The following is an 11,902-nucleotide window of genomic DNA, read 5'->3' on the forward strand; positions in this document are numbered from 1 at the left end:
TTAATTCTTGCTGACATCCATACATCCTTATCACCTCCATGATAATTCTAACATTAAAGAATAGAAAATGACAACTTATTTTACTGGCGACTGAAGTCGCCGTTCGCTTTTCAATCGATGGTTTCATCATTTGAACACCAATATTAGGTAAACCCGCGAGAACCGACCCAATCTCCCATCAAAGAACTGGAAAACAACAAATCCAATTTTGCGGTCGGACGGTCGAGCGAGATAGGGCGGATTTCTCGCCGACACAAAGATGTCCCGACCGGTTGACGACTGCTAATAACTTGGAAATGGCTCCCACGGAGGAAATGGCGACGATCGCCCTAAATATTCAACTCAACTATATCATCCGGGTTTGATAACGTCGAGAACGAATGGTCTCGGAAAGTGACGAGATGCGATCGCCCTTTCCCCACGCCACCACTCGCCGGATCGGTCTGCTTGGCAGATGACCCCGACGCCCCTTTTTTCGTCGGACGGGTTCCTCATCCCCGGGAGAACGCAGTACACTATTTTCAAACTTGTTATCGGTCGTCCCATTCAAATCAGCCATGTCCGACCCCTCCATCACCGTCACCGTCAAATTGTACGCCGCCTTTCAAGAAGCCTACGGGACTCCGGAACTGAAACTGGAACTCCCCCGCAAAACCCCCGTTTCCCATCTCCTCGCGCGCGCCATTTCCGACCATCCCCACCTCGAATCCTGGCGTCCCTTGACCCGGTTCGGCATCAACTTGGAGTTCGCCGAACCGGAAACCCCCCTCGAAGATGGCGATGAAGTCGTTTTGATTCCCCCCGTCAGCGGGGGTTAATTGGGAAGTGGGGAGTAGAGGAAGTCTCTGTACCCCTATTCCCTATTCCCTATTCCCTATTCCCCACTCCCTCAGAACCGATAAACCTGGCCGTCAATCAGCAGGCGGGTAATGCCCTTGGCCTGCAAGTAGGGTGCCGTCTTTTGCAGCAACCGGCCGTCGGGAACCTTGAACACCCGCTGGTTTCGCGCCGAAAAGCGGCTGGCGACGCGGTGATTTTCAAACACGGGCAACGTTTTTTCCTGAATTTCGTCCGAGGGGATGTGTCCCAACTCGCCGAAGGCTTTCAGGGGTTTGACGATCAACTCCGAGGCGCGGTCGATGACCAGGTAACAGATTTTCGGCAGGGACGCCTCGGTGAGCGGCAAAATTTTGACGAGGCTGCCGGAGTCGCGGGACAGGGGGCGATCGAACAAATCCTCCTCGTCTCCTTCGTCCGCCGAGCCTTCGCCGTAGTCCTCATGGTCGTCAAAATCCCCAAAGTCCTCTGGGGGAAAGAACTCCTCGGCGACCTCGCCGTCGATCTCGCCGTTGCGGTCTGCAAAACTGTTCCGCCCGACGGAAGCTTGGGGCGGGGATTCGAGGAGGTTCAACTGCTCCCCGTCTTCAACGGCGTCGGAATCGGTCGCCGACGACCGCCGCCGCCGTCGCTTTACCCCCGCCGCATCCGATTCCGACGCCTCGTCATCTGACATTTCGGCAGCCGCGGCCGGCTTCGGAGTCGTCGCGGAGAACAGATTCGGACTCTCCTTTTGCCCCGATTTTTTGAGGGTTCGGTGCAGCCGTTGTTTTTGGTGGGTCAGAACGTCGTAAATATCTTTGGGGACAGCACTTTGCAGGATGCGCCTCACCGTGGAACTGCTCACCCCGAACCGTTCGGCCAAGGTGATCGTCGTTTCCTCCGGCACATCTTGATAAAGCCTGACGATTTCCTGTTTTTCTGACTCAGAAAGTTTTGAGGATGTCATTCGATTTGATTTCGGTTTGAGATTCACCGGTATTGGACTCGATCGCTTCAGAGATCTCGGATGGGTCAGAGTCGGCGATCGCCCCCCGTTCACACACAATTCTCCTCACTTTTTCACTGCCTCCAATGCCGACGCCGAGATCTCCGGGGAGTCAACTTTCGACTCCCCTCGTGGGAATCGCCCCCGGGCTGCGGCTCTAACCTCTGGCGGTGCGTCTGCCACGTCTGCTCTGACGGGAACGGGTGGAGATGTCATATTCTAGAATGGCACCGATCGCGAACAAAATACCCGTGAACACGAAAAAGACTTCCAGCAAGCCGCCACTTTCGTAGTCGCTCTGGGCGCGAGAATCAGCCCACTTGAAATAGGTGTCCGCGATGTAGAGCGAGAAAATCGCGAAGGCGATCATCCGCCACGACTGGGAAAACCGTCCGCCCCAGAAGGCGAGAATCAGGGCCGTTGCCAAAATCAGCAACACCACGTCACCATAGATGTAAAACAGATTGACCCAGAACGCAAGGGGTTCGAGTTGAGCGTCGATCTGAACCACCCAGTCGGGGGCGGTGGTTTCCTCCGCCTCTTCCTCTGCGGCCGCCTCACCCGTCTGGAGTGCGGATGCCGCCGTCGCTGGGTCGGCGACTACCTGTTCTAGGGCCGGGGGCACTTCCGAAGGCCCCAACAGTCCGAACAAGGTCGGGTCGGCCACCCAGGTCGCCAGGGAAATGCCCGCGATCGCCACCCCCGCCAAGGTCGCCCACTGCCAAATTTCCAGGTTCAGGCGTTTGGAGGTCACGGCGGTGATCATCCCCCAGCCCAACATAATATAGCTGAGAATGTAAAACACGTCCGCAAAGGATACGGCCGGGTCGAGCGCCCAGACCAACTCCCAGAGTCCGAAGAGCACCCCCCCCAGAAAATAGAAGAAGGTCCCCAGGCCGATGCCGAGCCAGACGTTGCGTCCGCTCACCATTTGGGGACTCTGCCAGTTGCGGTAGCACACCAGGGCCGCGAATAAAAAGGCGCCGAGTTCAAAAATATAAGTGCCGATGGAGTACCACAGGGGCAGATCCCCCGACGGGGTGATGCTGAACAGCAGGAAGAACAACAGCGCCATCACCGCCCAGCCGATACCGACGATGACCAGGTTTTGAGCGGATAGGACAGATGATAGAAACGATGATTTTTCGCGTGAAGTGCTGCTCATAGCAATAAAATAACAAGAAATCTACATCAGAAGACCCGAGTCGAATGCCCCCACTTCTCAAGACTGTGCCGGCTCGAACGTCCGTCCGAATTCCAGCGTCCCATATTTGCGTCCCAAAAGGTCAACATTCTAACATTACTTAACCTATCGCCCACAATTTTCCCACCGGAGATTGGCCGAGCCAACTGATAAAGAACTCCCGATCTTCGTCGGGCAGATCTTCTAAAACCTCCTCTAACCCTTCGGCAAAGCTGGTGTTGCCAAAATATCCCTTGCCGAGGCGGTAGAGTTCTTCGAGAAGAGTTTTCAGGTGATCTTCCTTCCAAGGCGGAATTTGCAGGCTGTCGAGGGGATCTTTCGTCAACAATGTCTTGACGGCATCCAAACTGTCGGACGAGGGGAATTGGGAATCTTGAAAGACCTTGACCAGATCCTTTTCAAATGCACCGGCTTGCCGGGCTCCCAACAGATCCTCGACATCAAAGTACACGGCTTGCAGGATCAGAAGAGAAGCTTGAACCAGAGCCGGTATTTTGGCATCGCCACCGCCACCCCCTTCGCGGGCGAGTTGTTCGAGGCGAACTTTGCCCCAAACACTGTACCGCTCGGGTTCCTCCAGCAGCACGCAGGCCTTACCCCGATTATCGGTCAAGTCCCGCCAATAGGCCAGGGCTTCAGGGTTTTGGTTGACGTTGAAGACCTTCATCAGGCGGAATGTTTGCCCTTGATAATTGAGGATGGGAATCTGCTGCTCCCGATTGGGATGCTGGACCGTCGTGATCTCAACATCCTGCCGTTTCAGAATAAACATAACACTATGCACCTACTCTTGAGAGCGTTGCAGGTCTTTCAGAATAAACATAACACTATGCACCGACTCTTGAGCCCATTGCCCGGTTTGAGCCTCCTGCCACTGATCGCGCCGACGAGGCCCGGACGGCATTTCCGAACGCCGGAAGACTCGGGGATTGGGGGCGTTTTCCCGGTTGGGCCTGACCCGCGATCGCCGTCCCCCCGGAGACATTTTTCCCGCTTGCACTATCGGAGTCGTCTTGGGTACTATAATAGATGCGCTCGCCGTGGGACTGACATGACACGCGATCGCATTGGGTGTGTAACTCAGTTGGATAGAGTAGCGGCCTTCTAAGCCGTCAGTCGTAGGTTCGAGTCCTACCACACCCGTTGATACTAAACCCTTATTCTACAAGACTTCTGGCTGTCTACCTGGGGGATAATCCCGGGGGGACAAAATAACCTAGGTTGCCGCTACCTGGTATACTCAAGGTACATACACTGAGTACACTGTTACCGGGTCTCCACCCCAGAATGGCTGGAACCCTGCTGACGGGGGAAATGGGCGATATTGGATTTGAACCAATGACCTCTTCCGTGTGAAGGAAGCGCGCTACCCCTGTGCTAATCGCCCGTAACTATTTAAAGTAACACAAACCGCAGCGGTTGGCAAGTCATTTAGGTACCCTGGGGGTATTCGTCCCACAAGGTGGTGGTCTGGCGCAAACTCTCGAAGGTGCCGTTCCCCAAAATCAGGTGATCTAAGATCGGCAGGGATAAAAATTGGGCGCCTTGCAGGAGTTGGCGGGTCAACTCGATATCCTCCGGGCTTGGCTCCACATTTCCCGACGGGTGGTTGTGGGCGATAATCAGGCGGGTGGCGTTCTGTTTGAGCACTTCTCGGAAAATATCCCGGGGATGGGCCAGGGTTTCTGTGGCCGTCCCGATGGTGAGCACTTGGGTTCCGAGCAACCGATTTTTAACGTCCATCAGCAGGATCGCAAATCGCTCTTGGGTCTGCCACATCAAATCGTGGCTGAGGGCGTCGGCGGCGGCTTGGGGACTTTCGATCGCCGCCAATTCCGGCGGTTTGGACTGAAATACCCGCTTTCCCAATTCGATCGCCGCCAGGATGGTGGTCGCTTTGGCTGGCCCGATGCCGTGAATTTGCGTGAGTTCCCGGACGCTGATATTGCGGAGAACCGACAGGGGGTCCGCTTGGGACTGGCCGAGTTGATTCAAGATGTATTGTCCCAGACCGACAGCCGAGAGTTTTCCTTTTCCCTGACCCGTCCCGAGCAAAATGGCAATCAGTTCTGCCGTCGAAAGATTTTGGGAACCGAGGGCGATCAATCGCTCGCGAGGTCGCTCGGCACTGGGAAGATCGGCAATTCTGAGGCTGTAGGTCATGCGATCGCCTTTGACGTGGAGTTTTGATCCAATATAACCCGAGGACAGCCGTTGGCAACGCTCCAATTTGCCCGATTTTGGATTCCCGCCGAAGGCGTCGTCAACCCGGAGAAATCCATCGAGCGAATGGTCTCCGTAAAATTACGGATTGGGTCGTCACGCGATCGCTCCGATGCCTCGATTGGCGGACTATCTCTCAGTAATTTCACGGTCATTTTTTGGGTGACAATGTTCCCTTTTTTACGCGCAATTTGACTTTTAAAAAATGGGGCAAAAACTTGACAAGCTCTTGATGATTTTTTCCCAAAATTCTGTTCGATTGAGAATCGAAAGGCACATTCAGTATTGACTATGTTTATGCTGAAAAACCCGAACAATCGACGATGCAATAGCTGTGTTTGTTGTGAGGGAACTAAAAAGCCCGGTTTCGGTAGAGAAACCGGGCTTTTTAGTTTGTGGCAGGACATGGCGATGGGCGCCGGGTGTGGGGTGGGGGGAAGTGCAAAGAGCCAATGCATTCAGTCAGGGTTCGTCCGCTTCCGCCGAATTGGTCGATACACGATCGCGATACCTGGGAGACATTCGAGCGCGATCGCCGTCCACTCGCCCCCACCATTCGCAACTCTCAGCGATAATTATTGGAAAAGGTGCGCTGACTCCACTTGTTTAAATGGGACTCGGCTACCATTGCCAACCCCTGCAATTCTCGAACTCGATTTTGTAATGCGGCAATGGCACTCACTTGAGCGTTCAACTTCCGCTTCACCCCCTCGCAGCAGTCGAAAAGACTGTCCGCCGTTCCCAATTGCTTCGGATCGATGGGAGAATCGCTTCCGAGTCCGTCTTCGGCCGCGGCCAAGTCCAGCAACTGTTTTCGGACGCCGGCGAGGATCTGTCGCTCCTGTTCCGACTGTTCCTGTAGGGCGGTATATTCATAGGCCGGGACGCTGTGAGCCAATCTGACTTCCAAATCCGAAAGCTGTTTGATTTTTTCCTGAAGTTCCGCGATTTGGGCTTCTCCCTCTTCGCACTGACTTTGTAACTGGGCGACGGTCGTTTTTTGCCGTTCCAATTTCTGCTCCAACTGGCGGTGGGTATCGGCAGAAACGCTCGCCACCAACTGGGCTTGCAATTGCGCCACCGTCGCTTTGTGCCACTCCAACTGCTTTTCCAATTCCCGATGGGCATCGAGGGCGACACTCGCCTTGAGTTGCCCTTCGAGCTCGGCTACCGTCGCTTTGTGCCGTTCCAATTCTTCCTGTAGCGCCCGATGGGTTTCCAGCGAAACGGTATCGCGCAATTGGGCTTCCAATTCTTCCAGGCGGGCGAGTTGATTTTGGAGGTTTTGGAGGGTTTCTTTATCCTTCTTGCTTTCTTTTTCTAAGCTTTTATAGGTTTTAGCCGGGACGGTTTTTTCCAGTTGATCTTCCAGCTCTTTGATGCGCTTCAGTTGTTTTTCCAGGTCGGCGATCGCGGCTTGCTGTTGTTTTAATTCTTCCTGAAGCCGCCGGTGGGCATCGGCATCAACGCTATTTTTCTGCCGGTCTTCGAGTTGTTTTTCCAGTTCAGCCACCGCATTTTGCTGTTGCTTGAGTTCTTCCTGAAGCCGCCGGTGGGCATCGGCATCAACGCTATTTTTCTGACGGTCTTCGAGTTGTTTTTCCAGGTCGGCCAGCGCATTTTGCTGTTGCTCGAGTTCTTCCTGAAGCCGCCGGTGGGCCTCCGCGTCAACGCTATTTTTCTGCCCGGTTTCGAGGTCGGCGAACTGGGCGATTTGTTGTTCGAGATCTCGGATGGTCTCCGCCTGCTGTTTGGCTTGTTCTTCGAGGGCTTGATAACGCTGCTGTAGCTCCCCTTCGGCGACCGATCGCGCCTCCGAGGATGATGGTGCGTCCGGGACTTGGGGTGCGGGTGGGCTCTCGTCCGACTCCGCATCGGCAGGGGTGGCGTCGGTGGCGAGGGTGATGGTCGTGGCGTGACCGTCGCCGGAGATCTTAAAATCGCCTCGGGCGATCCGTTCGACAAACTCCGATCGCGACAGTCCCAGCTCTTTCGCCGTCGTCGTCAGCAACTTCGCCCCCGTCGGCGTCAGGGAAACCCCAACTTTCACTTTACTCTCCGAATACAAGGTGGAAACACCCCGTCTTTTCTTTCTTGACATTACGCCATCCTCAGCCATTCTACAAATTCAGCAGTTTGACACTCCCGCCGCTCTGACCCGGTTGCGATCGCCAGAGAAGTGTCGCGTCGGGGCAATCGGGCTCGGCCATCTCCGGGCCGTCAATCGCGTCCAAATTCCCCGATTTCGCATTTTGACTCAGATCCGCTGACAGCCCGAGAGCGGCTGGTGCAGTCAGGTCGGATTGACTTGATTTTCTCCTTCACAAATACAGTCGTCCTGCGAACTGAAATTTCCGTTCGGTCGAACATTTTGTCGGGGGAGAATCACCACTGTTGCCATGTCAGGCGGAAACTAGCCCGCCGGCTTTTCACATCTTACCAGAAACCCGGGCCGCAATTCATCTTTGCGATCGCACGGGTTCGATGTCTCAACTTTTGTGACACTCCCCGCCCCAAAGGGAGGGGGATTCTGGGGTTTTTGGGGAGCCGGCACCGGACCCCTCACGAACGACGGACCGACCCTCGGAGGAGCGCCAGAACCTCACCAAGGCGACAAAATTTGAGATAACTTGGTGGATGATCTCTCGGGGAAGGTCGGGAAATTGATTTCGGGTCGGGGCAGCGATCGCGCGATCGCTTCGATCCGGGACGGATTTCGATTAACTTAAATAGAGACACCTCTCACATCCCATCGAGTCGAGTAAAGAGTGCAATGGTTTTTAATTGGTTCCGCCGCCAGTTCAGCGATCGCCCGGACGAATCCCAGAAAACAGAACCCGAACCGACATCCGCCCAACCTCCGGCGGAGACACCGCCTGCAGCAGCGGAAGAGTCCCCCCCAGCCCCGGCTCCCAAGGAGGATTACTTGCAGTGGGCGAAGGCTGCCTATCAAAATATTCAGCAGCAACAGGTAAAGGAAACAGCTCCCGAGACGGAAGCCGAGGCGGAAACGGAGGCGGCGCCGGAAGCATCGGAAGCCGAAGTGACGACTCCAACGGAGGAGATCGAGCCGGAAACGGTCGCCTCCGCGGCGGAGGCGGAAGAAATGGCGCGGCCAACCGCCGATGCGGTGCAACCGGAAACGGTCGCCGAGGTTGCAGAAACGGCGCCGGAAGTCGAAGAAACCCAACCGGAAATTGTAGAAACGGCGCCGGAAGTCGAAGAAATCCAACCGGAAATTGTAGAAACGGCGCCGGAAGTCGAAGAAACCCAACCGGAAGTCGAACAGACGCCGGCGGCGGCGGAAACCGTCGATGAGTCCGCGCCGATTTGGGCCAGGGGGCTCGCGGAACGGCAGGCCCGGATTGATCGCCTGAAGGAAACGGCGATCGAGGAACCGGAGCCGGAGCCGGAGCCGGCGGCGGCATCGGCGGCGGCCGCAGTGGAATTTGACGAGATGTTCATGTGGTCGGCGGGGGTGCTGGCGAACCAGGGCCGCCGCCCCGACGAGGTGGCGGTCGAGGAGATCACCTGGCTGCAAAAATTGTGGAAGGGGTTGGGGCGGACGCGCCGGAACCTGCTGAATCAATTGAAAGCGATCGTCGGCGCCGGACCGCTGAATCAGGAAGCGGTGGAGGAAATCGAGGCGCTGCTGTTGCAGGCGGATGTGGGAGTGGAGGCGACGGAGGTGATTATCGAGGCCCTGCAGGACAAGCTGCGGGAGGAAGCCCTGCCGCCGGAGGATGCGATCGCCTACTTGAAACAGGTGTTGCGGGACTTGCTGGAGAAACCCTACCAAAACGGCCACAGCCCCAGCTTCGCCCCGGAGAAAGACCAGCTCAACATTTGGCTGATCACGGGGGTGAATGGGGCGGGAAAAACCACCACCATCGGCAAGATCGCCCACATCGCCCGGAAGTCGGACTACCGGACTTTGATCGCGGCGGGGGACACGTTCCGGGCGGCGGCGGTGGAACAGGTGAAAGTGTGGGGCGATCGCTCCGGCGTGGAGGTGATCGCCAATCCGGGCAAAAATACCGACCCGGCGGCGGTGGTGTTCGACGCGGTGGCCGCGGCGCGATCGCGGGACACAGAATTGCTGATCATCGACACCGCCGGACGGCTGCAAAATAAAAAGAATCTCATGGAGGAACTCAACAAAATCCGTCGCGTGATAGACAAAAAAGCCTCGGATGCCGTTGTAGAGTCTCTATTGGTGCTCGATGCCACCCTCGGCCAAAATGGATTGCGCCAAGCCCAAGTGTTTGCGGAAGTCGCCCAACTCAGTGGCGTGGTCTTGACAAAATTGGACGGAACTGCTAAAGGTGGTGTTGCTCTGGCTGTCGTGCAGCAGCTCGGCCTGCCGATTCGTTTTATTGGTGTTGGGGAAAGCATTGAGGATCTACGCCCCTTTTCAAGCTACGAGTTTATCGAAGCGCTGTTGAGTGGTTGACGCTGGCGTCGCGGTGCAGAGTCTGAATTGAGTTGAATTCGCCGTCAAAGCTGTTCGTCGGCTTCCGAGAAGCGAGGGCGAGCCAGCTTCGCAATGTCATCACCCGAGAAGTGAGAAAAGATCGGCGAGAAGTGAGAAATTCCGGACTCCCAACTTCTCACTCCTCACTCCTCGATTCATAGCCGGCGATCTAAAATTGAGAACTAATCTTCGCCGACCCGTTCAGTTCCGATCTAACCTTCAGAGAATCCATCCTAAAAATGACTGCTGTGCCACTGCCACGACACTCGGATCAACCCGGCGACGACCTTCCCGGTTCGTCGAGTTCGGACATTACGCCCGTCTCCACCCTGAAAGAACTGGTGGCTCGACTGCATCGGGAACAGCAAAACGTCAACGAGTTGCTCAGTTCCCTCAGTTTCGCCCTGCGTAGCTTCAACAACCTCAACCAGTTTTTGGAGTTGACCCCCCTCGTCGCCAGTCGGGTGACGGACGCGGACGGGGGGGCGCTGGTGCTGTTCAAACCCAACGGCCAGGTGCGGTTTCAACGCCTGCACTGCCAGGACGGACGCCAGTGCCAGGACATCCGCAGCGCCCTGGAAACGGCGACCCGGCAGGCGATCGCGATGCCGGTCGATGGGATGGGGAGGGTGTCTCAGAGTTTGGCCGAGCGCTACACGGCGAATCTGGACTATCAGGTGAGTCATTATTTGGGGACGGACGTGCAAATTTTCGGCACGCCCATTTTGGTCAACAACCTCGAGCGCGGCCGGCTATATGTGTTCAGCCACGACCCCAACTACATCTGGACCCCCACCCGCCAGAAGTTGATCCGCCTGGTGGCTGACCAAACCGCCGTCGCGATCGCCAACGACGAACTGGCGGTTTCCCTACGGGACAAGGAGCGGCTGGACCGGGAATTGGAAATCGGCGCCGAAATTCAACTGCGACTCCTCCCCCGCAAATGCCCGAAAATTCCCGGCATGGAACTGGCGGCCCGCTGCCAGACGGCGAACCGGGTCGGCGGCGACTACTACGACTTCATCCCCTCCAATTTCGACCAACTCCGCACCCAAAACGGCGACGGGCCAACGGCGGAGGCCCGCAAAGCGGACGAACATTGGAGCATCGTGATCGGGGACGTGATGGGCAAGGGGGTCCCGGCCGGGTTGATCATGACGATGACCCGGGGAATGCTGCGGGCGGAGGTCCTCAACCGCCACTCCCCGGCGCAAATTCTCCAACACCTCAACCGGGTCATGTACGCCGATTTGGAAAACTCGAATCGGTTCGTGACGCTATTTTATTCCGAGTACGACCCGGCGACGCGAATTCTCTCCTACAGCAACGCCGCCCACCACCCCCCCCTGCTGTGGCAGGCCCAAACCCGCACCATCCGCCGTTTGGACACCTTGGGGATGCTGATCGGTTTGGATGCCGACACCCGCTACTACGAAGCCCAAATACAACTGCAACCGGGGGATACGCTGATTTACTACACGGACGGCTTTACGGACGCGGCCAACCAGCGGGGCGATCGCTTCGACGAAGACAACCTGAAAGTGGCGTTCCAGTGGGCCTGCCAGCACTGCGACGACCCCCGCACCATCCTGGAATATTTATTTGAGGAAGTACAGCAATTTATCGGGCCGGGTAACAGTAATATTGATGACATGACATTGGTTGTGCTACAGGTGCAGCCATCTTTGAGTGAGGAGGAAGATCATGTCACTTGATATCCTGTCGATGTTGGCAGAAACTTGGGGCGGCACGCCTCATTTTCATTTTTACCATCTCACGGAATGGGTCTTCGCCCAACAAGTGACCATTGACCTGTGGACGAATGTCAAAAATACTTGGAATCACCTGCTCGAAACCGGCCAACTGTGGGCGTTTCTGATCGGTTTAGGGGCGGGCTGGTGGGCGAAAAGTCTGTTGCCCTAGAGTTCGTGATGGCGGGTCGCGATGTCGCCACAGGGGCGTTTCGCGATCGCGCACGAGAGGGGCGATCGCCTCACATCGGTGAATAGAACCCAAAATCCGGTTTCTCTCATTATCCTACTGGTAGGAGTCAATTGGGCTGTTGATCTGGCCGCAGATAATGGTCATTCTAGACCCCAGTCACGTAAAATCTCCGATACGTTTGGAAGCTCTGTCTCTTTAGAGCAGGGAGGAAAAACGAACGGCGACTTGAGTC

The 11,902-nt window shown here is 56.2% G+C and carries 9 protein-coding genes and 2 tRNA genes; 5 read left to right on the top strand and 6 right to left on the bottom strand.

Going from position 1 to position 11,902, the window contains the following annotated elements:
* Positions 1 to 557 precede the first annotated feature (557 nt).
* Positions 558 to 818 (top strand): MoaD/ThiS family protein, encoded by a 261-nt coding sequence (locus AC0QHF_RS09565; protein ID WP_324703979.1) that lies wholly within the window; start codon positions 558 to 560, stop codon positions 816 to 818.
* A gap of 71 nt (positions 819 to 889) precedes the next feature.
* On the opposite strand, the gene AC0QHF_RS09570 is transcribed toward AC0QHF_RS09565, so the two are convergent.
* From AC0QHF_RS09570 to AC0QHF_RS09580, 3 genes are all read right to left on the bottom strand, one after another.
* Positions 890 to 1,786, bottom strand: coding sequence for a helix-turn-helix domain-containing protein (locus tag AC0QHF_RS09570; protein WP_324703980.1), 897 nt, complete (start codon positions 1,784 to 1,786; stop codon positions 890 to 892).
* A gap of 196 nt (positions 1,787 to 1,982) precedes the next feature.
* A complete protein-coding gene (locus AC0QHF_RS09575; protein ID WP_324703981.1) occupies positions 1,983 to 2,990 on the bottom strand; it encodes a hypothetical protein in 1,008 nt (335 codons plus the stop codon).
* A 139-nt stretch (positions 2,991 to 3,129) separates the two neighbouring features.
* Positions 3,130 to 3,801 (bottom strand): Npun_F0813 family protein, encoded by a 672-nt coding sequence (locus tag AC0QHF_RS09580; protein WP_324703982.1) that lies wholly within the window; start codon positions 3,799 to 3,801, stop codon positions 3,130 to 3,132.
* A 297-nt stretch (positions 3,802 to 4,098) separates the two neighbouring features.
* On the opposite strand from AC0QHF_RS09580, the gene AC0QHF_RS09585 reads away from it, so the two are divergent.
* A tRNA-Arg gene (locus AC0QHF_RS09585) sits at positions 4,099 to 4,172 on the top strand.
* 172 nt (positions 4,173 to 4,344) lie between these two features.
* Here AC0QHF_RS09585 and AC0QHF_RS09590 read toward each other — a convergent pair.
* The 3 genes from AC0QHF_RS09590 to AC0QHF_RS09600 all read right to left on the bottom strand — a co-directional run bounded on the left by AC0QHF_RS09590 (position 4,345) and on the right by AC0QHF_RS09600 (position 7,302).
* Positions 4,345 to 4,416: transfer RNA gene (locus AC0QHF_RS09590), tRNA-Val, on the bottom strand.
* Positions 4,417 to 4,460: 44 nt separating this feature from the next.
* A complete protein-coding gene (gene radC / locus AC0QHF_RS09595; protein WP_324703987.1) occupies positions 4,461 to 5,192 on the bottom strand; it encodes a RadC family protein in 732 nt (243 codons plus the stop codon).
* 625 nt (positions 5,193 to 5,817) lie between these two features.
* Entirely contained in the window at positions 5,818 to 7,302 is a 1,485-nt protein-coding gene (locus AC0QHF_RS09600; RefSeq protein WP_324703983.1) for a coiled-coil domain-containing protein, read from the bottom strand.
* Between the two features lie 723 nt (positions 7,303 to 8,025).
* Here AC0QHF_RS09600 and ftsY point away from each other — a divergent pair.
* The 3 genes from ftsY to AC0QHF_RS09615 all read left to right on the top strand — a co-directional run bounded on the left by ftsY (position 8,026) and on the right by AC0QHF_RS09615 (position 11,649).
* Positions 8,026 to 9,705: a signal recognition particle-docking protein FtsY gene (gene ftsY, locus AC0QHF_RS09605; protein WP_324703984.1), complete on the top strand. Its 1,680-nt coding sequence runs from the start codon at positions 8,026 to 8,028 to the stop codon at positions 9,703 to 9,705.
* 260 nt (positions 9,706 to 9,965) lie between these two features.
* On the top strand, positions 9,966 to 11,441 hold the full coding sequence (locus tag AC0QHF_RS09610) for a PP2C family protein-serine/threonine phosphatase (protein ID WP_324703985.1): 1,476 nt from the start codon (positions 9,966 to 9,968) through the stop codon (positions 11,439 to 11,441).
* A complete protein-coding gene (locus tag AC0QHF_RS09615) occupies positions 11,431 to 11,649 on the top strand; it encodes a hypothetical protein (protein ID WP_324703986.1) in 219 nt (72 codons plus the stop codon). The genes AC0QHF_RS09610 and AC0QHF_RS09615 overlap by 11 nt, the downstream gene beginning before the upstream one ends.
* Positions 11,650 to 11,902: the final 253 nt, after the last annotated feature.

The organism is Lyngbya sp. CCY1209, from assembly GCF_055795065.1.